At 41.9% G+C, this 21,475-nt stretch carries 21 protein-coding genes; 12 read left to right on the forward strand and 9 right to left on the reverse strand.

Going from position 1 to position 21,475, the window contains the following annotated elements; genetic code table 11:
* The first annotated feature begins 51 nt into the window (after window positions 1-51).
* The 3 genes from EJN84_RS03155 to lepA are packed head-to-tail and all read left to right on the forward strand — an operon-like array spanning window position 52 to window position 4,486.
* The gene (locus tag EJN84_RS03155; RefSeq protein ID WP_101487354.1) at window positions 52-1,197 is read left to right on the forward strand and encodes a pseudouridine synthase; all 1,146 of its coding nucleotides are present in this window, start codon (window positions 52-54) and stop codon (window positions 1,195-1,197) included.
* A gap of 57 nt (window positions 1,198-1,254) precedes the next feature.
* Window positions 1,255-2,652, forward strand: coding sequence for an asparagine--tRNA ligase (gene asnS, locus EJN84_RS03160; protein ID WP_101487353.1), 1,398 nt, complete (start codon window positions 1,255-1,257; stop codon window positions 2,650-2,652).
* Between the two features lie 46 nt (window positions 2,653-2,698).
* Window positions 2,699-4,486, forward strand: coding sequence for a translation elongation factor 4 (lepA, locus tag EJN84_RS03165; protein ID WP_129594071.1), 1,788 nt, complete (start codon window positions 2,699-2,701; stop codon window positions 4,484-4,486).
* Window positions 4,487-5,935: 1,449 nt separating this feature from the next.
* On the opposite strand, the gene EJN84_RS03170 is transcribed toward lepA, so the two are convergent.
* The 7 genes from EJN84_RS03170 to EJN84_RS03200 form a co-directional block, all read right to left on the reverse strand.
* On the reverse strand, window positions 5,936-6,529 hold the full coding sequence (locus EJN84_RS03170; RefSeq protein WP_129594072.1) for a sigma-70 family RNA polymerase sigma factor: 594 nt from the start codon (window positions 6,527-6,529) through the stop codon (window positions 5,936-5,938).
* Window positions 6,530-6,708: 179 nt separating this feature from the next.
* On the reverse strand, window positions 6,709-7,329 hold the full coding sequence (locus EJN84_RS03175) for a hydrolase (RefSeq protein WP_129594073.1): 621 nt from the start codon (window positions 7,327-7,329) through the stop codon (window positions 6,709-6,711).
* A gap of 69 nt (window positions 7,330-7,398) precedes the next feature.
* Window positions 7,399-8,949 (reverse strand): 4Fe-4S binding protein, encoded by a 1,551-nt coding sequence (locus EJN84_RS03180; protein ID WP_129594074.1) that lies wholly within the window; start codon window positions 8,947-8,949, stop codon window positions 7,399-7,401.
* A 122-nt stretch (window positions 8,950-9,071) separates the two neighbouring features.
* Window positions 9,072-10,013, reverse strand: a complete 942-nt coding sequence (locus EJN84_RS03185; protein WP_129594075.1) for a DUF362 domain-containing protein — start codon at window positions 10,011-10,013, stop codon at window positions 9,072-9,074.
* 135 nt (window positions 10,014-10,148) lie between these two features.
* Window positions 10,149-12,047, reverse strand: a complete 1,899-nt coding sequence (locus EJN84_RS03190) for a TonB-dependent receptor plug domain-containing protein (protein WP_129594076.1) — start codon at window positions 12,045-12,047, stop codon at window positions 10,149-10,151.
* 79 nt (window positions 12,048-12,126) lie between these two features.
* Window positions 12,127-12,531, reverse strand: a complete 405-nt coding sequence (locus tag EJN84_RS03195) for a phosphoribosyltransferase (protein ID WP_129594077.1) — start codon at window positions 12,529-12,531, stop codon at window positions 12,127-12,129.
* Between the two features lie 29 nt (window positions 12,532-12,560).
* A complete protein-coding gene (locus EJN84_RS03200; protein WP_129594078.1) occupies window positions 12,561-13,073 on the reverse strand; it encodes an ECF transporter S component in 513 nt (170 codons plus the stop codon).
* 373 nt (window positions 13,074-13,446) lie between these two features.
* Between EJN84_RS03200 and EJN84_RS03205 the strand changes: the two genes are divergently transcribed.
* A complete protein-coding gene (locus tag EJN84_RS03205) occupies window positions 13,447-14,571 on the forward strand; it encodes an acyltransferase family protein (protein WP_129594079.1) in 1,125 nt (374 codons plus the stop codon).
* A 62-nt stretch (window positions 14,572-14,633) separates the two neighbouring features.
* Here the strand turns inward: EJN84_RS03205 and EJN84_RS03210 are convergent, their stop codons facing one another.
* Window positions 14,634-15,068: a nucleoside deaminase gene (locus EJN84_RS03210; protein ID WP_165004057.1), complete on the reverse strand. Its 435-nt coding sequence runs from the start codon at window positions 15,066-15,068 to the stop codon at window positions 14,634-14,636.
* Window positions 15,069-15,250: 182 nt separating this feature from the next.
* Window positions 15,251-15,478: a hypothetical protein gene (locus tag EJN84_RS03215; RefSeq protein ID WP_129594081.1), complete on the reverse strand. Its 228-nt coding sequence runs from the start codon at window positions 15,476-15,478 to the stop codon at window positions 15,251-15,253.
* Window positions 15,479-15,608: 130 nt separating this feature from the next.
* Between EJN84_RS03215 and EJN84_RS03220 the strand changes: the two genes are divergently transcribed.
* The 8 genes from EJN84_RS03220 to EJN84_RS03255 all read left to right on the forward strand — a co-directional run bounded on the left by EJN84_RS03220 (window position 15,609) and on the right by EJN84_RS03255 (window position 21,474).
* On the forward strand, window positions 15,609-15,971 hold the full coding sequence (locus tag EJN84_RS03220) for a YraN family protein (RefSeq protein ID WP_129594082.1): 363 nt from the start codon (window positions 15,609-15,611) through the stop codon (window positions 15,969-15,971).
* A gap of 31 nt (window positions 15,972-16,002) precedes the next feature.
* On the forward strand, window positions 16,003-16,365 hold the full coding sequence (locus EJN84_RS03225) for an MmcQ/YjbR family DNA-binding protein (RefSeq protein WP_129594083.1): 363 nt from the start codon (window positions 16,003-16,005) through the stop codon (window positions 16,363-16,365).
* Complete coding sequence (locus tag EJN84_RS03230; protein ID WP_129594084.1) at window positions 16,349-17,104, forward strand: biotin--[acetyl-CoA-carboxylase] ligase; 756 nt, start codon at window positions 16,349-16,351, stop codon at window positions 17,102-17,104. Before EJN84_RS03225 ends, EJN84_RS03230 begins: the two co-directional genes overlap by 17 nt.
* Window positions 17,105-17,135: 31 nt before the next feature.
* Complete coding sequence (gene pyrH / locus EJN84_RS03235) at window positions 17,136-17,846, forward strand: UMP kinase (protein ID WP_129594085.1); 711 nt, start codon at window positions 17,136-17,138, stop codon at window positions 17,844-17,846.
* A gap of 64 nt (window positions 17,847-17,910) precedes the next feature.
* Window positions 17,911-18,468, forward strand: coding sequence for a ribosome recycling factor (frr, locus tag EJN84_RS03240; protein WP_129594086.1), 558 nt, complete (start codon window positions 17,911-17,913; stop codon window positions 18,466-18,468).
* An 84-nt stretch (window positions 18,469-18,552) separates the two neighbouring features.
* Window positions 18,553-19,479: a ribosome small subunit-dependent GTPase A gene (gene rsgA / locus EJN84_RS03245; protein WP_129594184.1), complete on the forward strand. Its 927-nt coding sequence runs from the start codon at window positions 18,553-18,555 to the stop codon at window positions 19,477-19,479.
* 5 nt (window positions 19,480-19,484) lie between these two features.
* Window positions 19,485-20,912 carry a cardiolipin synthase gene (gene cls / locus EJN84_RS03250; protein ID WP_129594087.1) on the forward strand — a complete coding sequence of 476 codons (1,428 nt, stop codon included), beginning with the start codon at window positions 19,485-19,487 and terminating at the stop codon, window positions 20,910-20,912.
* A gap of 25 nt (window positions 20,913-20,937) precedes the next feature.
* The gene (locus EJN84_RS03255) at window positions 20,938-21,474 is read left to right on the forward strand and encodes a shikimate kinase (RefSeq protein ID WP_129594088.1); all 537 of its coding nucleotides are present in this window, start codon (window positions 20,938-20,940) and stop codon (window positions 21,472-21,474) included.
* Window position 21,475: the final 1 nt, after the last annotated feature.

Raw genomic sequence — 21,475 nt, forward strand, 5'->3', positions numbered from 1 at the left:
AGGTTAAAGGAATTAATAACGCCGTGAGGTTTAAAAATTTTTGAGAAAAAAATGACAAACAACAACGAAGAACCGCGCCCAAGACGAATTTACAACAGCGCGAACAATGAGAGACACGTTTCTTCTAACAGACAAAATTACAACGACAGAAGAACACAAAACGACGGATCGGATGACAGTTATTCGAGCCGCGAAAGGGGATTTCGTCCATCTCCAAACGAATATCGTCCGAGATATTCGGGTGTCAACAACGAAAATGAAGAGGGAGCCAAAAAACGCCGCCCACGTGTCGGCGAAAGAATCAATCAGCCGGCAGGTCGCGATTATGCGAATAATAACAACCAAAACCGCTATTCAGGAAATGGAGGTTACCGCAATCAATCCACACAAGGGCAATACAAGAGTCAGGGGAATATTCCTCTCAAGAAAAAGAAAAAACCCTTCAAACAAATTAAGTATAAGGAAAACGCCGATCCCAATGCACCTATCCGTCTGAATAAATATTTGGCGAATGCCGGCGTATGCTCGCGACGCGAAGCCGACGAATTTATACAGGCAGGTGTGGTGAAAGTGAACGGACAGGTGGTTACGGAACTTGGAACCAAAATTACCCGTTCCGATGAAGTGATGTTTCATGATCAGCCGGTGAAGCTCGAAAGCAAGGTGTATGTGCTGCTCAACAAGCCCAAAGGGTTTGTGACCACAACCGACGATCCCGAAAATCGCAAAACCGTGATGGAGTTGGTGAAGAGTGCGTGCTCCGAAAGAATTTATCCGGTCGGCCGCCTCGACCGTTCAACCACCGGCGTACTGTTGCTCACAAATGATGGCGACTTGGCTTCGAAATTAACACATCCCAAATACGAAAAGCGTAAGATTTATCAGGTTTGGCTCGACAAACCGGTATCGATGGAGCACATGCAGGCTATAGCCGACGGCATCGAACTCGAGGATGGAGAAATTCATGCCGATGCCATCAGCTACGTTTCGGAAGAAGATCTCTCGCAGGTAGGTATCGAAATTCATTCCGGAAAAAACAGGGTTGTTCGACGCATTTTCGAGAAGCTCGGTTATCATGTTCTCAAACTCGATCGCGTATATTTTGCCGGATTAACCAAGAAAAATCTTGCTCGTGGCAAATGGCGCTACCTGACAGAAAAAGAAGTGAACATGCTCCGTATGGGAATTTTCGATTAAACTTTTGTTGCCAAGCCCGATAGTGATAGTCGGGCTTGGCACGCTATATTACACGATATGAAACAACTAAAAAGGACAAAGATTTCGGAAGCTCTAAAGCTCAACACATTCGGAAAAGAAATAAACGTTAAAGGTTGGGTGCGAACCCGCAGAGGAAACAAAAACGTGAGTTTTGTCGCTTTGAACGACGGATCGACCATTCAGAACATCCAAATTGTCATCGATAACGAAAAATTTGGCGAATCGTTTCTCAAACCGATTACTACCGGTGCATGCATCAACGTGAACGGACTGTTGGTGGAATCGCAGGGACAAGGTCAATCGGTGGAAATTCAAGCTGCCGAAATCGAAATTTTCGGTACGGCCGATCCTGCTTCCTATCCATTGCAGAAGAAAGGTCATTCCCTCGAGTTCCTTCGCGAAATTGCTTATTTGCGTCCACGCACAAACACGTTCGGTGCAGTTTTCAGAATTCGTCATCACATGGCCTATGCCATCCATAAATATTTTAACGATCGCGGATTTTATTATTTCCATACGCCACTTATTACTGCCTCCGATGCCGAAGGTGCCGGCGCCATGTTTGAGGTAACTACGCTCGATCTCAACAATCCGCCACGAACCGAGGATGGAAAAATAGATTATTCGCAAGATTTTTTCGGACGTCAGACCAATCTCACCGTTTCGGGACAATTGGAAGGCGAATTGGGAGCTATGGCTTTGGGGGCAATCTATACTTTTGGGCCTACTTTTCGTGCCGAAAATTCCAATACGCCACGACACCTGGCCGAATTTTGGATGATTGAACCCGAAGTAGCCTTCAACGACATCAACGATAATATGGATTTGGCAGAAGATTTTCTGAAATACCTCATCCGTTATGCGTTGGACAATTGCAGGGAAGACATCGAGTTTTTGGCCAAAATGTATGATAACGAACTGATCGATCGTCTGAATTTTGTGGTTGACAACAACTTTATCCGCCTCACCTATGCCGAAGGCATTAAGATATTGGAAGAATCGGGTGAAAAATTCGAATTTCCCGTTCATTGGGGAACCGATCTGCAATCGGAGCACGAACGCTACCTGGTGGAAAAACATTTTAAATGTCCGGTCATCCTGACCGATTATCCCAAAGAAATCAAATCGTTCTATATGAAACAGAACGATGACGGCAAGACAGTACGCGCTATGGATGTGCTGTTCCCGAAAATCGGTGAAATTATCGGTGGAAGCGAACGCGAAGCCGACTACGATAAATTGATGAATCGGGTCAAGGAATTGGGTATGAATGCCGAGCCGATCTGGTGGTATATCGAAACGCGCAAATTCGGTACAGCGCCTCATGCCGGATTCGGACTTGGATTCGAACGCCTGATGCTGTTTGTAACAGGAATGACCAATATTCGCGATGTGATTCCTTTCCCGCGCACACCCAACAATGCCGAATTTTGATTTCACAACTTTAATTTCGACAGAAAACAGAAAGCAACGCTACTGAATGAAAAATATACGCAACTTCTGCATTATCGCACACATCGATCATGGCAAGAGCACGCTGGCCGATCGTTTGCTGGAATATACGCACACGATTGACAGTAAGGATCTGAAGGATCAGGTGCTCGACAACATGGATCTGGAGCGCGAACGCGGAATTACGATCAAGAGCCATGCCATACAGATGGAGTACGAATTCGAAGGCGAAAAGTACATCCTGAATCTGATAGACACTCCGGGACACGTAGATTTTTCGTATGAGGTATCGCGTTCGATTGCCGCCTGCGAAGGTGCTCTGCTCGTTGTGGATGCAGCGCAGGGCATTCAGGCCCAAACCATCTCAAACGTGTATATGGCCATCGAACACGATTTGGAAATTATACCTGTTCTCAACAAGATAGATTTGGACAGTGCCATGCCCGACGAAGTGGAGGATCAGATTGTACAACTGTTGGGCTGCGATCGAAGCGAGATTATCCGCGCAAGCGGAAAAACCGGACAGGGTGTGGAGGAAATTCTTCAAACAATCGTTCGTCGTGTTCCACCTCCGGCAGGCGATCCCGATGCACCCCTGCAAGCACTGATTTTCGATTCGGTTTTCAATCCTTTCCGTGGAATCATCGCTTACTTCAAAATCGTTAACGGCAGCATTGGTAAAGGTGAATTGGTGAAATTTGTCGCAACCGGCAAAGAGTACGAAGCCGATGAGGTGGGGGTGCTCAAACTCGATATGCTCCCACGTGATCGTGTGGAATGCGGCGATGTGGGCTATATCATTTCGGGAATCAAAACCTCGAAAGAGGTAAAAGTGGGCGACACCATTACACACGTCAAACGTCCATGCGACAAAGCAATTTCCGGTTTCGAAGAAGTGAAACCCATGGTGTTTGCGGGCGTTTATCCCATCGAATCGGAAGATTTCGAAAACCTGCGTTCCTCCCTCGAAAAACTGCAGCTGAACGATGCCTCGCTGACCTTCCAGCCCGAATCGTCGGTGGCATTGGGCTTCGGCTTCAGATGCGGCTTTCTTGGATTGTTGCACATGGAAATCGTTCAGGAACGATTGGAACGCGAATTCAACATGGACGTAATCACCACCGTTCCAAACGTTTCGTACCGAGTTTACGACAAAAAAGGGAATATGAAGGAGGTGCACAATCCGGCCGGACTTCCCGATCCCACACTTATCGAGCGCATCGAAGAGCCGTTTATCCGCTCATCTATCATCACCAACACCGCGTATATCGGCCCTATCATGACACTTTGTCTCGGCAAACGCGGCGTTCTGATCAAACAGGAATATATTTCGGGCGATCGCGTCGAAATCATTTTCGATCTGCCGTTAGGCGAAATCGTGATCGATTTTTACGACAAACTCAAAAGCATTTCTAAAGGTTATGCTTCGTTCGACTATCACATGCACGATTTTCGTCCCTCGAAACTGGTGAAACTCGATATTCTGCTCAACGGCGAACCGGTAGATGCCCTTTCCACACTGACGCATATCGATAACGCCCAGACTTTCGGACGAAGGATGTGCGAAAAACTGAAGGAACTGATTCCCCGTCAACAATTCGATATAGCCATCCAAGCAGCCATCGGGGCAAAAATTATCGCTCGCGAAACGGTGAAGGCCGTCCGCAAGGATGTTACGGCAAAATGTTATGGTGGTGATATTTCGCGTAAGCGAAAATTGCTCGAAAAACAAAAGGAGGGCAAAAAGCGGATGAAGCAAATCGGCAACGTGGAGGTTCCTCAAAAGGCATTCCTTGCTGTTCTGAAACTTGACTAAGTAAATCGATTTATACAACGAAAGACGTTTTCATATCCGAAAACGTCTTTGTTGGTATACAGACATTTTTCATGTGGTTGAGGTCGATTTCTTTTGAGTGAGTTCACTATTGTTTATACATCTGTCATTATTTTGAATTACCCCGGATGTTTCTTACACATGAAGATTTACAGAAGCTGATGTTGATAATCTGTTCATTTCTTGTTTAAAAGTTGTTTATATCTATTTGCCGAAATATTTGTTTTTTAGTCGTCCTGTCTATTATATTTGCAAAACCAACATCGAACAAATATAAGTACAAGGAGTACAAAATATTTAGGAGTTCATTGACATTTTGTGCAGGATTTAAAAAAGAACACCCGTCCGTTTAATAAGTTAAGCGGTCTTGAGTAAAACAATTCTTGAGATGCTTCGAGTCTTTTTCAACGGAAATATCCTATTTTTGTTGTCATCGATAAGGCGGTGTTCAGAGGTATTATGAAAAAAGTCTTTGACGATTGCGATCACTCTATTTTATTTTTCCTATCCGAACCGACGGGATAGTAAAACAGAGCAACAAGTTGTTGTCGATAAATTTGTTCAGCAGGAAAGGATCGATGAGGATTTGAGTTTAAAAAACCAAAAATTGGAGAAGTCCGAATGTTTGGACTGATGTCTAACGCATCTGGTCTCAAACAAAGATTTGGTTATACGATAATTCTCGTTTATTCCTTGAGGGGTATTCGAACGGAAAAGTATTTTTTTCGTAGCAGGTAAACAGGAACAGATCGGAATGTGGGTTTTCGAACATAACTTGCAAGAATTGAGTGATAAAAAAAGAGTTTACTCTCTTATAATAAATCGATTATCAAGTTCGAGCAAGTGTGTCCGGCGAAAATCATTCTCCTGCAAAATATCCTTTTGCAACGAGAGCCATTTTGGTGAAACATGATTGTGCTGCTAAAATCGACCAGTCAGTTATTTTGCAGATAAACTGCAAAGTTGTTCCGTTGAAAGTTTTTCCGTTATCTCTCGTGTTTCTAAGTCGTGTGATGGTATGAATCATGTATCTTGTTGAAAGATATACTTATTCTGACCTTTGCGACCGAGTCTTGAATACCAGATTCTGCTTCACAAGTTGAATTTCCTTTTCAGACGAAAACTGTTAACCCAATTACAGTTTGACGTATGAGATTCAAATTACTTCTTAGGGTAACACGAACAGGCTCGAAACTGTTTTTGAGACGTTAAGAAGTTTTCATCTTCTGAAGTATCGACTCGAAAAAACGAGGTGTTGAAATTTTCATAATTTCAATATATCGTTAGAAACAAAATTTGCGAACAAATTACTCTCATTTCATATATACACTCGTCTTGTACAAGAATCTTTGAACTCCTTCCTATAAGCAAAAAGCCGGACTTTTTAATAAGTCCGGCTTTTTGCGTTTCAATAGAGGTTATCTATTTGTTTTATTGCAGAGATAAACTCATTTTGTTATCATCCGCTATTTTACGCATGTTTTGTATGGCATAACGCATTCGTCCCAAAGCGGTATTGATACTCACCCCTGTCAACTCTGCTATTTCCTTGAAACTCATATCGCGATAATATCGCATCTCGAGTACTTCTCGTTGCGAATCGGGAAGGTGGCCTACAAGTTTTTTTACGTCGGCAAGTGTTTGGCTTTTCACCATCATGCTTTCGACAGTTTCTTCAGAAAATTTCGGATTATTGAAGAGATCAATTTCGTAGCGATCGTGCGAGACAGTGTTCTCAACTTGCTCCTGCCTGAAATAATCAACAATCAGGTTGTGAGCAATCCGTGTGAGCCAGGCTTTGAATTTTCCTGAATCGGCATATCGCCCTTGCCTGATGGTGGTAATAGCCTTGACAAGCATATCCTGGAAAAGATCATTTGCAACTTCGCGATTGCGTACTGCACACAGGATATATCCATAAAGCGGCTGCTTATAGCGATTGAGGAGAATATCAAATGCCCTGTTGTTACCCGTAACATACAACGCTACCAATTGTTCGTCGGTCATTGACAACAATGAATTCATTACTTCATAAATTTAAAATGTTTATGTGCGTAATGTCAATTCAATAGGCAAATGATTTGATGAATGGTGAATGATAATTTATTGTTACTGCAAAGAAAAGGAAAATTTTCCAAATGAGTCAAAAAAATACGATTGAATTTTTGAACGTGAAGAAAAATTCCACAAATAAGATCTGATGTTTACGAAGATTGAGTTTTTTCCAATTCTTGCATGGCTTTGATCGTTTCGTCCATCAGATAATCTAATTCCCATCCAAGTGCTTGAGCACCTCGCAAAATAACTTCTCGCGAACATCCTGCGGCAAACTTTTTATCCTTGAATTTTTTCTTGAGCGATTGTGTAGTCAGATCGAGTGTGCTTTTGCTCGGTCGCATCAATATGGCCGCACCTATCAGACCTGTAAGTTCGTCGACAGCGTAAAGCACTTTCTCCATCGGATGCGAAGGGCGGACGTCTGTTTGTGTAAATCCGTATGCATGCGATACAATTGCTCTGATGATTTGAGGATCGAATCCCTCTTCGGTCAATATTTCGCGTACTTTGATGCAATGTTGTTCGGGAAATTGCTCAAAATCCAAATCGTGAAGCAATCCGACCAAGCCCCAGAAATCCACCTCCCGGTCGTATCCGAGAGTTTGTGCAAAATATCGCATCACGCCCTCAACTGTTTCTGCATGCTGAATGTGAAAGGGCTCACTATTATATTTTCTGAGCAAATCGAAAGCTTTTTCTCGAGAAATTGACGGATTTAACCGTCCCGAATTGTCTTCAGGCAAATATTCCAATAGGATAATCTCCATGCTGATTTTTTTTGATCTTTTTTGTTTTTGAATATCTTTCTGTAATGATCGGATTCTTCTTTATGGAGGTTAAAACCCAAAATCGTCAATGACGATTTCTTCTTTTTTCTCCTTTTTTACTTCGACTTTATTCTGCACATTTAACCCCTCCACAAAAATAGCCTTAAATGGTATTGCGGGGCATACATACTCGCAGCCTCCGCAGCCCACGCAAATGCTCTGATCGGTTTCGGGAATCGTTAAAACACCCTTGTAGGGAACCATGTGTACAGCTTGTGTGGGACAATGTTCTGAACATGCGCCACAATTCGTTTCGTCGTAATACACGATGCAATTTTCTTTGATGAATTGCACTTTACCCATTTGGGTTTGGTGCTTTGCATCCACATCAAGCTTAGTGATGGCTCCTGTCGGACACACATCTCCGCAAACCGTACAGTCGTAATTGCAGAAACCATGATCGAAATACATTTTTGGTTGCATCATACCCGATAGTCCATATTCGAGAAAAGCCGGTTTTAATACATGAGAAGGGCATTTGCTGATACAAAGATGACACGATATGCATTTGTCCTGCAAATGTTCGAAACTCAATGCTCCCGGAGGTGCAATGGGTGTCTCTCGTTTGATGTCTTTTTTGGGAAGTAGTTTACCTGCCGACTCCTGAGCCAATAGTTTTCCTGCAGCAATTCCGGTAATGAGGGTTGCGGAAAGAAATCTGCGTTTCGAGTCATCTACCGTTTGATTTCCTTTTTGATAATTGTAGGCAATCGAGGGTTCTGCAACTTTTTGTCTTTTTGGGCCAACCGGAGCAAATTTTAGTGCGTTTCGGTTGCAGGTTTCGATGCAGTTGAAGCAAGTAACGCAGCGGCTGTAGTCCACTTGTTTGTTTTTCGAATTTATGCACGATGCTTTGCATTTCATGGTGCATAGCCCGCACGAATTGCAGTTTTCGTCGATGAATTGAATTTTGAATATGGAAAACTTGCCGATAAATCCCAGAACAGTTCCTACCGGACATACCGTATTGCAGTATGTGCGACCGTTTCGCCAAGCCAAAAATCCGATTCCGATAAGCGTCAACAAGGAGATGACGGTTGAAAAAATTCCTAAGCCGTAAATACTTACTTTGTAGAATGTATAGTTCTCGAATTTCGAAAAAATCTCGGCCAAGAGGTTATTTCCGGCCAAATATGCAGGACGGAAAAGGTGTGTAACGATTCGACCATAGGCTCCGTAAGGATCGAGCAATCCGAGCAGGAAAGTGAATCCGAAAACAAACGAAACGATCACCGCACCCAAGATGCTCCATCGGAGAATGGTTTTGGCCTTGCTATAGGAGTAACGTTTTTTTCGTATGAGTTTTTTTGATAACCACGCAACCATATCCTGATAAATACCCATCAGACAGATGGACGAACAATAAATACGTCCAAATAAAAGCGTCAAACCAACAAGTGCTCCAACGATTGCTATATTGAGAGCGAGTAGTGCAGGAATGAATTGGACGTCGGCCATAAAACTCATTTGTTGAGGTAATATTCCGCCAAAATCCAAAAAATATAACGTTATCAATGAGCAAAGAATGATTGAAACTGTTACTCTGATTTTCTTCAACATGACGATTAATCTTTTTGGATTTCCAAAAATAAATGATTTCCTACCGACAGTCGATTAGAAATAGATTTCTTCATCGACTGTCGGATAAATTCTTTTGAGATAATCTTCTCGAATCGGAATCTTTAAACCCTAATTCTTCTGATATTCAAACTGTCCAAATTCGTTGTTCCGAGTCCGAGAGCCTGAGCATTGGTTATGTGTTTGACGCGCTCGAGAGGCATTTCGCGTACTTGATTGAAAAAGTTAACTGCAGCAGTGTCAACTGCAACGATATTTTGAGAAATAAACTGTCCTTTGGACAGTACCACATCTGCAGGTGATTTGCCTCTGGGGCCACTTGTTTTCATCAATCGATAAGCATCTACGATGTTGAGCACAGGACGCTTTTCGTAGGTACATGCGTCGGCAATGCATTGTTGCAGGTCGTTTGCATGGAAAAATCCTCGATCCCAAACGATGCCCATGTAATTTTTCATCGAAATGGTCATTTGCGCTCCGCCGTGATTTTTCAGAATGGGAACGTTAATCCATTTGTCGCTGTCAACGATTGCTTCGTGTATCTTGGCTGTTTTCAATTTTTTGCCCTTAGGCAACGAAACGGTTTTGTAATACGATTCCTGATGAGCCGGTACAACCTTGGCCCCTGCGGCTTTGGCCGCTGCTTCTATACCGCTGTTGGCGTAGCATTTGCGCCAGTCGTCGCAAGTGTGGTCAAAAACGGTTACTTCTTTGGCTCCGGCATCAAAACATTGCTTAATGATTTCGGCCACGAGTTTGGGGTTGGTGTCTGCAGCCATTTCAGGTGGTTGATCCCATCCGATATTGGGCTTAACACATACTTTATCTCCACGGCTGATGAAGTTCTTCATTCCTCCCAATTCTGCGATTGCTTTGCGGAACATAACTTCGGGTTCGCCACCAATCACGGCAACAAGATCGTATTTGGTGGCAGCATTGGCCGATTCGAAGCCTTGAGTAAGAATACTCATCGCATCCGCTTCTTTCATTGTAGTGAAGGCCGCTCCCGTCAGAGCTATTGCTTTAAGAAAATTCCGTCTATCCATGTTGTTCGTATTTTTGTATTGTTTGGTTATCAGATATGCTTTTATATAAGTTTTTTGTACTCTGAGTTTTCCGATTTTCGGTTTTATTCGGATTTTGCGCCATTTTTCAATTCGTCTTGACTGAAAATGGAAAAATCATATCTCGATTGAAACTCCTCCGAATGCGGTAATTCCCGGCATGGGATATCCGTCGTTGATTTCGTATGATTGATCGAGAAGGTTTTCACCCTTGACAAATAGCTTCATCCATTTTATCACTTGATAATGTGCTCGACAATTCCAGAGAACGAAGCTGTTTTTTCTCATTTCGGGCCGAATATTCGTGTAGAGATTGCCGATATATTGAATGCCTGTAGATATATTCCAGCGTCCGGTTGTGAAATTTCCGCTCATATAAATTTTGTGCTCGGGTGCAGCCAACAATTTGTATTTCATATTCAACAAACTGTAATTGGCCGAAAAATGCAGGTTACGGTTTGCTTCGTAGTGAATATCGAGTTCGACTCCCTTATTTTCCACTTTTCCTGAATTTACGTTGAGTGGTTTTCCTTCAACTACATCTACCTGAATCATATTGCTCCCTCTGATATAAAAGAGATTTAGACCAAACGAAAGTTGCTGTGATGGAAAAGATTGAAATAACGAAACTTCGTAGTTCATTAATCGTTCTGGTTTTAAATCGGGATTTTGTGTGGGAAACATATACATTTCGCGAATGGTTGGGTTTCGAAATCCTTTGTTGACAATTGCTTTAATAATAGTTGAAGAAGATGGCGAATAACTTGCTCCCAATTGCGGTATCCACTCCGAACCATTTATTTCATGATGATCGATCCTCAGACCGCCATTGAAAGTAAGTTTTTGATCGAAAGCCGCTTGTTGAATATCTATATAACCTGCCATATCATTCAAGCGAACGTCCACGATTTTGAAGTCAGGAGTTATTCCGTCGATATAACGATTGCGAGCCTTGCCTCCGAAACGTTGAAGGTCGAATCCTGCCGTGGTTTGGTTTCCTTCCGCAAACGAATAGGACTGCCTGATTGCGAATCCCATCATGTCGTCATTCGAATGAAACAGGTAAGTTTTAGGCTCTGCACCTTCAACGTAGCCATCGTTAATTTTGTGTTCGCCGAAATTATAATAAATTTTCACGACACCGGTGGTATTGACATATTTGTTCTCCACGGTGAAAGAGGCCATCCCGCGCGTAATATCGGCATCGTTGTCCTCCATGGGAGTTTGGAGTGTTCCCGGATTTGATGCGTTCGTATTCGAAAGATCAATATTGGCGAATGCGCGCCAATTATCCGAAAAATCGTATCCCGCTTTGGCTTGGCCACCGGTTTGATCGAACTCCATATTGGGGCGGTGTCCGTCGGTGCGGTTATAACTTAAATCGGCATTGGCAAAAAAACCGTTCTGTCGATAATTTGACGAAATGTTTGCACTAAGTGTATTGTAGCTTCCATACATTGTTTGAAACGAATTGCGAAGGCCGTTGTGATTCATTTGTCGAGTAACGATGTTGACTACACCACCCATAGCATTTGATCCGTAAAGTATCGAAGCAGGGCCTCTAATCACTTCCACGCGTTCGGTTGATGAAGAAAGATAGGTGTCGGCCAATGGGTGTCCCATGAGTCCCATGAATTGTGGGTGTCCGTCTATCAAAACCAAAACTCCGGATGTAGGTGTTCCTCCGATGCCGCGGATGGTTATGCCTCCCGCTGCCCCCGAAGCTACTCCAAAACCCATCACCCCACGTTGTGTAACAAACAGTCCGGGAACTTCTTCGCTGAGTATAGGTAATAGCGACGGTTGCTTGTGAGCATCGATTTGATTCTTCGATATTACGCTAATGCTCATTGGTGCATTTTGCAGATTGACTTTCGACAGGTTTCCCGTGACGATGATTTCGTCTAATCGGACGCTGTCGGCAACTTGTTGCGAAAACAACAAATGAGGCACTGTCAGCAACGTGATTATTTGCAGGACCAGTAGGATAGGACGAAAAACAATAGGAACTTTCATCACAATATGTCAATTAGTTGCGTTTTTAGATTGGTGCAAATAGGGTCCGGCGAAATAAAAAACGGGACCGTCTTTATCATCACAGAATCCATGGAAATCTGAAACAATCTTCGTTATAGAGGTAATAATCGGCTTTACCGTTCACGGCGAAAGTTTTTATGAGCTTAGCTTCATCTTTCAATAGGTTTATCGCATAATTCAGTGTGGCTCCTGTTTTCACACGATCTTCCACCAAAAGAATAGTTTTGTCCTTAAACGTGAAATCTATGGGCGAAATGAGTTTTGGACGGTCGTAACGCGGTTTTTGTTGAACATCGCGCAAATTTATTTTCAGAAGTTGAATGTCGATGTTCAGCCGCTGATTGAGCAATGCAGCAGGGATAATGCCGCCGTTGGCAATGGCAACAATCATATCAAACGTTTCGTGAAATTCTATTTCACGAAACCGTTGCATGACTTCATCGAATGATTTTCCTCCGCTCATCTCAGATTTAGCAGTAACGTGTTATCCGACTAAATCTTTTGCATCGATTTCAGCAGCAGGTATCCTCCAAAAAGTTGTATCAGTAATCCGGGAAATCCGATGCGAATGTCCTGTAATGCAACCGAAAGATTACCGTTCATTATCCATTCGATTCCGATACCGACGATTTGATAAGACAAAATAGCAAGAAAAATTCCCAATAATGATACCTGGCGGAAATGTTTGGCTAACAATCCGGCAGCTATAGCCAAGATAATCGACTTAATGATGATGATGGGCAAAACGGCTGAAGGTGGCATTCCGAAAATCAAATTGTTAGCTATAGGCGAAAGAATCGCTGTCAACATTCCGACGTGAATCCCGTACTTGTAGGCAGCAATAAGTGTGAAAAAGTAGATTGGAAGCAGAATAAAGCCGCCATTGGGTACCAGATGCGCTAATTGTGGGAAAACTAAATTTCCGACGACAAACAACGAAGCAAGAAGATAGGTTTTTGCGTTGCTTAAGTTGAATGAATAGAGTTTTGCAGTTGTTGTAGCCATGGTTTTACAAATTGTTGAAAATGGTTTGTGAAAATAATGTTTTGTTACAATACACAGGTAGCAAAGATACAAATAGTTCCAAATAATCAAACCTGCACTGAAAAAAAGAAAGATGCTTTTAAGAAAGATTAAAAAATGTCGTGGTTTTTGTGAAAATACGAGTGTTTGCCGCTAATGACTGAATTTTCGATTTACAAAGATGAATTTAAAGGTTATGGAATTACAGAAATTTTCCGTTTTTCGAAACAATTCACGTATATTTGCAGACTTACTGATGTGTGAAAAAATGGATGAATTGATCTTTTGAGAGAAGAGAAGTTGCGTTGGCGTTAGTTTCATAAAAACGGCAAATACTTAAAAACAATAAAAAAACATGAATCAACAATCTGAAAAACAACCTCAAAACGAACGATTAAGATCGCTGGATGCCCTTCGCGGGTTTGATATGTTTTGGATTATGGGTGCAGAAGAAGTGTTCATTCTGCTTGGCACATTAACCGGTATTCCTGCCCTCGAATGGTGGGCCAACCAAATGACACACGTGGAATGGCATGGCTTTCATGCCTACGATATGATTTTCCCTCTCTTCCTGTTTATTGCCGGAGTTTCTTTCCCTTTTTCTGCTAGAAAGCGATTGGCCGCGCAGGGTGGAAGGCAAGCACTGACGCGTCATGTTTTTCTACGCGGATTGCTGTTGGTGCTCATAGGCATCCTCTACAACAACGGACTAAGCTTCGATTTTGCCAATCTTCGCTACGCGAGTGTGTTGGGGCGAATAGGACTGGCATGGATGTTTGCAGCACTCATTTTTATGAATACGAAGAGTCAACGAACTCGTGCGATTTGGATGATCTGCATATTGATTTTTTACTGGTTGATTTTTGTGATTTTCAAAGCGCCCGATTTTGGGGATCCGGATCACTATTCCATGAAGGGAAATATTTCGAGCTATATTGACCGAATGCTTCTTCCGGGTCGTTTTTGTTGCTATGAGTTCGGAGACAACGAAGGAATTTTGCCTACTATTTCTGCTGTGGCAACAGGACTCTTGGGGATGCTTACCGGTGAATTTTTGATGAGTTCGGTAAAACCGATAAAGAAAGTAATGTATCTGACGATAGCGGCCATTGTGCTGATGATTGTGGGACAGGTGTGGAATTTGGTTTTTCCCATTAACAAAAATTTGTGGTCGAGTTCATTCGTTTGTTGGGTTGGTGGTTTGAGTATGTTGCTCCTGGCTATATTTTATCTGATTATTGATGTATGGAAATATCAGAAATGGACAACTTTTTTCGTTGTGATCGGCATGAATCCACTTACCATTTACTTGGCCAATCGTATTATCGGGTGGAACAACGCTACCGAATTTTTCTTCGCCGGAATAGGCAATCTTGTCCCATCCATGTGGGAGCCATTTGTTCATGCTGTGGGATACGTCACAATCGGATGGTTGTTCCTCTACTTTTTGTATAAAAAGAAAATTTTCCTGAAAATATAATATTGGTTTTATTTCAATAACTTCATATTCTCTGACGGGCAAAAGTTGAGACTTTTGTCCGTTCATCTTTTTTGTTCGAAAAATAACTGCATGAGCGAAGCACATTCGTCGGCCAAAATGCCTGAAACTACTTTGGTGCGGGGATGAAGTATTCTTGGGGAAACGGTGTGATAGCCGCGTTTCTCGTCCGAGGCGCCGAACACTATTTTTGAGATTTGTGCCCATCGCAGGGCTCCGGCACACATCGGACAAGGCTCGACTGTAACATACAACGTGCAGTCGGTAAGATATTTTCCACCCAACACTGAAGTGGCTGCAGTGATGGCTTGCATTTCGGCATGAGCCGTTACATCGTTAAGCGTTTCGGTGAGATTGTGTGCACGCGCAATAATGCGGTTTTTATTCACAATGACCGCACCTACAGGTATTTCGTCTTCGCTGAATGCAAGTTTAGCTTCGGCGAGGGCTTGTCTCATAAAATATTCGTCATCCAATATCATTGTGAGAAGTGATGTTTGTATTATTCAGTTTCGTAAATTTGAGAAAATTAACTGTGTTCAGATTTCTTACTCATCAGTGTCCTTTGCGATTTTGACAGAATCATTTCCGGACATGACAGTGTAAATTTTTCTCTCGTCAGCATCGATTTCTCTCTTGACAATCATAATCATAATTTCTTTCACCTCCTCATCTCGTTTTCACTGAAAAGAGTCGGATAATCCTGATCCATATTTTTGAAAATATAATTTAAAACCGTTTCTCGGAACCAACGCGAACGATTGGTGATTTTATATTTTCGCAAATAGAAATCGATCAGTTGATATTCGTCTTCGGTTAGCATGAACTCCGCTTTTTTTGTGCGGAGCTTTTGTTTCGATGATGATTTGAAATGTGCTGACTTGTTCATTTATCATAATTTAATTTATTGATGAGGCATTATTTGCTGTTTGCCAATACAAAAAAACAAAATATTTTAACGAAAACGAAGTGCATTAGACTTAAATTTGTATTTTTACGCATAAATTAAAATATTTCGTATGGCGCAACATAATGATCTTGGCAAAATGGGTGAAGAAGCTGCCGCACGACTGATGATAGAAAAAGGATATAATATTGTTGATCGTAACTGGACGTTTCACGGATACGAAATAGATATTGTTGCCGAAAATGAGGCATTTATCGTGTTTATGGAGGTGAAAACACGTACTTCCGTGCAGTGGGGCAATCCCGAAGATTTTGTGGGCACTGCGAGACAGAGACGTATGGTAGAGGCTGCCGATCATTATCTGATTGAGCATGTCATTGACAAACCTGCACGGTTCGATATTGTTGGTGTAGTTTGGAATCATGGAAAATTCGAAATAGAGCACATCGAGGATGCGTTTCTTCCTTTTCTGTAATTTCAACTTGTTTACTCTGATCGGATAGAAAATGAATATTGAAGATTTGTACGAATTTTGTTTGACAATCAAAGATGCAGAAGCTACTTTGCCCTTCGACGATGTGACGCTGGTGATGAAAGTGATGGGAAAAATGTTTGCAATGATTCCCTTAGATTCCGACAGATTATGTATTACACTCAAATGCGACCCCCGAAAAGCAGTGGCTCTGCGTGAAAAATATCGATGCGTTGAGCCTGCTTATCACATGAACAAAACTTACTGGAATTGCATTTATATAACCGGTGAAATGTCCGATGCAGAAGTGAAAAGCTGGATCTGCCATTCAGCGGATGAAGTTGTGAAAAAATTACCCAAAAAACAGCAATTAGAATATTATGGATCAACTAAGTAAAGACAGACTTACAGTTCGGCTCAACGAAGTCGATTCTACCAACAGTTATATGAAAGAGCTCGTAGAATCACAGCATCCCGAAGAAGGATCTCTCGTGATGGCCGATTATCAGACTGTTGGACGAGGTCAGGCAGGCAATACGTGGATTTCGTCTAAAGGAGACAATCTCTTATTCAGCCTTTTGATTTATCCGCGACAGGTACCGGCCAAAGAGCAGTTTGTTATTTCAAAAATGGCTTCTCTCGCAATCAAAAACACACTCGACCAGTTTGTCGATGATATACGAATCAAATGGCCGAATGATATTTACTGGAAAGACAAAAAAATTGCAGGAATACTTATCGAAAGTGATATTCAGGGCAATCAAATAGAGCATAGCATTATCGGAGCAGGCATCAATCTTAATCAGCGAGAATTTCCGCCTGAATTACCCAATCCGGTATCATTGAGGCAGATTACCGGAACGGAATATGATCGGGTGTATGTTCTCAACATATTTATGCGAGAGTTTTTTCTTTTATATCGCGAATTGCAGCGCGGAGAGCAGCAGATTATCGATGATGAATATATGCTCGATCTATATCGTGTCAACGGATATCATTTGTTTGAAGATGCCAACGGCCAATTTAAGGCGAAAATCGATCGTATCCTTCCATCCGGTCATCTCGTGCTCAGAACTTTCGAAACGGATGAAGAGCGCGTCTATGCATTTAAAGAGGTGAAATTCTTGGATGAGTGAATTTGAAAAATTTTTAGTATCGAATCGAAAAATGAAAAAATATAGCAGAATACTTCTTAAACTAAGCGGAGAATCGTTGGCAGGAGATAAAGAACAGGGAATTGACGAGAAACAACTCGAAGAATATGCTCGACAGTTGAAAGAAGTCGCACAGTCGGGTGTCGAAATCGGGGTTGTGATCGGTGGCGGAAATATTTTTAGAGGCCTTAGTGGTTCTAAAAAAGGATTTGATCGCATAAAAGGCGATCAGATGGGAATGCTAGCAACGGTCATCAATAGTCTGGCGTTGAGTTCGGCTCTTACTTCCATCGGACAGAATAACAGAGTGTTTACATCAATTCGCATGGAACCTGTAGGCGAACTTTATACTAAATGGAAAGCAATCGAAGCTATGCAAAATGGCGAAATTGCTATTCTTGCCGGCGGAACGGGCAATCCTATTTTTACAACTGACACTGCTTCGGCGTTGCGTGGAATTGAAATAGAAGCCGATGCCATGTTTAAGGGAACGCGTGTGGACGGTGTTTATACGGCTGATCCGGAAAAAGAACCTTCGGCCTTCAAATTCGACAGAATCTCGTTTGACGAGGTGTATGCTCGTGGATTGAAAGTGATGGATCTGACTGCTACAACATTGTGTAAGGACAACAATCTGCCGGTTGTTGTGTTTGATATGGACACTTATGGGAATCTGAAGAAAGTAATCGATGGAGAACCCATCGGTACGGTTGTTTATGTGTGAGTTTGGTGGTATTGTTTAAAATATTTTCACTATTTTTGCGGTAAAACATTTAAAATAGAAGCATATGGAAGTTTCTGACATCAAAAAGGACGCTGAAGAAAAAATGCAAATGGCGATTGAATTTCTCGAGGAGACTTTATCCAGGATTCGTGCAGGAAGAGCAAATCCTCACATTCTGGATGGTGTTCGTGTGGAATATTACGGCAGTAATGTTCCTCTTTCTAACGTCGCTACCATCACTACGCCTGATGCCAAAACAATTTTGGTGCAGCCTTGGGAGAAATCTATGCTGCGGACTGTGGAGAAAGCGATTATGGATTCGGATGTCGGTATAACGCCCGAAAACAATGGCGAAGTTATTCGACTTGGAATACCTCCTCTTACCGAAGAGCGACGCAGGCAATTAGTGAAACAAACCAAACAGGAAGCCGAAGAAACAAAGATAAGCATCCGTAACGCTCGACGTGAAGCGATTGATGAGGTAAAAAAAGCTGTGAAGGAAGGACTTCCCGAAGACGTTGGAAAAGATGCAGAAGCCGATCTTCAAAAACTTCACGACAAATACATCAAGAGAGTGGATGATATGTTTGCTGCTAAAGAGAAAGAAATACTTACCGTTTAAATGATTCTGCTTGAGTAAAAAAATCGAGTTACACTTTACTTACTGTCCGGCCATTGCCGTTGACACTTTACAAACATGAACGCCATGAAAGGTATTGTGATCAAAAACACGGGTAATACCTATCTGGTGCGTAGTGACGATGGCCAAGACGTTATATGCAGGGCTAAAGGGAATTTTCGTCTGAAAGGTATTCGCAGCACAAGTCCGATAGTTGTTGGAGATCGTGTGATTTTCGAAAAGAATTCGGATGAAACCGCATTTATTACAGAAATAGAAGATCGCAAGAATTATATCATCCGACGAGCCTCAAACTTGTCAAAGCATTCGCATATTCTTGCTGCGAATATCGATCAGGCTGCTTTGTGTATCACGGTAAGAGATCCCGAGACTACAACAATCTTCATCGATCGATTTCTGGTTACTGCCGAAGCTTACCGTGTCCCCGTATTACTTGTTTTCAACAAAGTAGATTTATGTGATGAAGATGATTTGGAATATCTTGAAGGACTGGTTCATCTTTATTCCGTTATAGGTTATTCGTCTATTTGTGTCTCGGCGATTACGGGTGAAGGATTGAGCGATTTGCGAAAATTAACGAGAGGAAAAATTACTTTGTTGGCAGGACATTCGGGTGTTGGAAAATCGAGTCTTGTAAATTCATTGATAAACAAGCCGCTACAGAAAGTGGGGAAAATTTCCGATTATCATCACAAAGGAACTCACACAACCACATTCTCGGAGATGATTGAGATAGACGGAGGTGGTTTTCTGATCGACACTCCGGGAATCAAAGGTTTTGGAACGGTTGACATGACTACACAAGAAGTGTCGCATTATTTTCCCGAAATATTCAGATTTGCTCAACAGTGTCGGTTTTATAATTGTCTTCATCTCAACGAACCGGATTGTGCCGTATTGAACGCCGTCGAAAATCATTTTATTAGCGAAAGTCGCTATCAATCTTATCTAAATATTCTGGAAGATGTGAATGAAGGAAAATACCGAACTTGACTGAAATGATATACGTTAGCAGTACAATTATACAGATTATTCAGATCGTTTATTTCTTAACGGTCGCCGGAGTAGTTGTGGTTTTAATTTCCGAAAACCGTAATCCTATAAAATCGGTAGCATGGATTATGGCTGTTGTGTTCTTGCCTGTTGTAGGAATAGTTTGGTATGTTATTTTTGGTCAAGATTTCACCAAGAGGCGTATCATTTCGAAACGAATGTACAGTAAGTTGAAAAAACGACCCCTCGACGAGATGCACCCCCCCGTTGAAGTTACTGTTCCGGATGAACATTCCGATCTTGTCAACCTCATCCGAAACATGGATTACAATCCTCTGCTTTCAGGCAACGAGGTGAAGATTTTTACTTCCGGAAAAGAAAAATTTGAGCATTTATTTGAAGACATAGCGCATGCAAAAAAACACATTCACGTGGAATACTATGTGCTTTCGGACGATGAAATCGGAAAACGCCTGCAGGACGCTCTTATCTGTAAAGCAAAGGAAGGCCTGGAGATTCGAATAATTTATGATAGTTTTGGTTCGAGAAAATCTGATAAAAAATATTACGAACATTTTCGGATGGCAGGCATCGAAACCGAACCGTTTTTAAAGTTGACTTTTCCAAGACTAACTTCACATATCAATTACCGAAACCACCGCAAGATAGTCATAATTGACGGCCAAATCGGCTACACGGGTGGAATGAATGTGGCGGACCGATATATAAACGGTTTTGAATGGGGATTGTGGCGCGATACACATGCACGTATCGAGGGTAAGGGAGTGCAAGGATTGCAATCTGTTTTTCTTCTCGATTGGTATTTTGTTTCTCAAACGCTTATCACTTCGAGAAAATATTTTCCAATGCTCGATGATTTCGGAAACAAGACGATGCAAATTGTGAGCAGCGGTCCGATGCGTACAGTGAAAGAAATCCCTGCCGCTATTCTGCAAGCCATTTACGATGCCCGCAAATCGATTTTCATCCAAACTCCTTATTTTCTGCCTACAGAGATGATGATCGAAGCGTTGAAGATTGCTGCAACACGTGGTGTCGATGTAAGGCTTATGATGTCCGAACGATCGGATATGTTTTTAGTGCAAATGACATCGTATTCTTATGTCAAGCAAATGTTAGAGTCAGGTATCAAAGTCTATTTCTACAAGAAGGGATTCTTGCATTCGAAAATGATGTTATTCGATGATTCGCTCACACTTATTGGTTCTGCCAATTTCGATGTAAGAAGTTTTGAACAGAATTTCGAAGTCGAGGCTTTTGTATATAGTTGCGATACCGGTAGTGAAGCGCGGGAAATATTCATCGAAGATCAGCGTGAGTGTGTGCAGCTATCGATGAAGGAATGGATGAAGCGACCTCGATGGAAACGTTTCTTGGAATCGTTATTTCGTTTATTCGCTCCGTTGTTGTAATTTATTTTTCTTCAAGAATCGAAATATGGAACGTATTTTTATCGTTGGATATATGGGCGTGGGAAAAACCACCATCGGAAGATTAATCGGTAAAAAACTTGGTTTGGAATTTATCGATCTCGACACCTATATTCAAAACAAATATCATACAACAATTCCTCATTTGTTTGAGTCCAAAGGTGAAGCCGGATTCCGACAAATTGAAAGAATTTCTTTATTAGAAGTTGCTCAATTCGAAAACATTGTAGTCGCTACGGGTGGAGGGGCGCCATGTTTCTTTGATAACATGCAGGTGATGAAGCATGCCGGAAAAACAGTATATATTAAATGCGATCCTGAAGAACTTGCCGAGCGATTGCTGGCTTCAAAAACCATTCGACCTATTATCAAAGGCAAAACAAGAGACGAATTGGTGCCCTTCATCGCTCAACATTTATCCGAAAGAGAACCTTTTTATTTGCAGTCGGACATTATTGTAAACACAGACAAACTTGTTACGAAAGAGCATGTTTCGATTATGGCCGATCGTGTTATTGAAAAACTAACAACTTTAACTACATAAT

The organism is Seramator thermalis (assembly GCF_004138125.1).
GTDB classification, from domain to species: domain Bacteria; phylum Bacteroidota; class Bacteroidia; order Bacteroidales; family Dysgonomonadaceae; genus Seramator; species Seramator thermalis.

Coding starts and splice junctions, on each gene's coding strand:
- asnS (WP_101487353.1), top strand. CDS start 1,255: ATGAAACAACTAAAAAGGACAAAGATTTCGGAAGCTCTAAAGCTCAAC.
- EJN84_RS03205 (WP_129594079.1), top strand. CDS start 13,447: ATGAATCAACAATCTGAAAAACAACCTCAAAACGAACGATTAAGATCG.
- EJN84_RS03155 (WP_101487354.1), top strand. CDS start 52: ATGACAAACAACAACGAAGAACCGCGCCCAAGACGAATTTACAACAGC.
- EJN84_RS03195 (WP_129594077.1), bottom strand. CDS start 12,531: ATGAGCGGAGGAAAATCATTCGATGAAGTCATGCAACGGTTTCGTGAA.
- lepA (WP_129594071.1), top strand. CDS start 2,699: ATGAAAAATATACGCAACTTCTGCATTATCGCACACATCGATCATGGC.
- cls (WP_129594087.1), top strand. CDS start 19,485: ATGATATACGTTAGCAGTACAATTATACAGATTATTCAGATCGTTTAT.
- EJN84_RS03220 (WP_129594082.1), top strand. CDS start 15,609: ATGGCGCAACATAATGATCTTGGCAAAATGGGTGAAGAAGCTGCCGCA.
- EJN84_RS03180 (WP_129594074.1), bottom strand. CDS start 8,949: ATGTTGAAGAAAATCAGAGTAACAGTTTCAATCATTCTTTGCTCATTG.
- EJN84_RS03230 (WP_129594084.1), top strand. CDS start 16,349: ATGGATCAACTAAGTAAAGACAGACTTACAGTTCGGCTCAACGAAGTC.
- EJN84_RS03175 (WP_129594073.1), bottom strand. CDS start 7,329: ATGGAGATTATCCTATTGGAATATTTGCCTGAAGACAATTCGGGACGG.
- EJN84_RS03200 (WP_129594078.1), bottom strand. CDS start 13,073: ATGGCTACAACAACTGCAAAACTCTATTCATTCAACTTAAGCAACGCA.
- rsgA (WP_129594184.1), top strand. CDS start 18,553: ATGAAAGGTATTGTGATCAAAAACACGGGTAATACCTATCTGGTGCGT.
- EJN84_RS03225 (WP_129594083.1), top strand. CDS start 16,003: ATGAATATTGAAGATTTGTACGAATTTTGTTTGACAATCAAAGATGCA.
- EJN84_RS03190 (WP_129594076.1), bottom strand. CDS start 12,047: ATGAAAGTTCCTATTGTTTTTCGTCCTATCCTACTGGTCCTGCAAATA.
- frr (WP_129594086.1), top strand. CDS start 17,911: ATGGAAGTTTCTGACATCAAAAAGGACGCTGAAGAAAAAATGCAAATG.
- EJN84_RS03215 (WP_129594081.1), bottom strand. CDS start 15,478: ATGAACAAGTCAGCACATTTCAAATCATCATCGAAACAAAAGCTCCGC.
- pyrH (WP_129594085.1), top strand. CDS start 17,136: ATGAAAAAATATAGCAGAATACTTCTTAAACTAAGCGGAGAATCGTTG.
- EJN84_RS03255 (WP_129594088.1), top strand. CDS start 20,938: ATGGAACGTATTTTTATCGTTGGATATATGGGCGTGGGAAAAACCACC.
- EJN84_RS03185 (WP_129594075.1), bottom strand. CDS start 10,013: ATGGATAGACGGAATTTTCTTAAAGCAATAGCTCTGACGGGAGCGGCC.
- EJN84_RS03170 (WP_129594072.1), bottom strand. CDS start 6,529: ATGAATTCATTGTTGTCAATGACCGACGAACAATTGGTAGCGTTGTAT.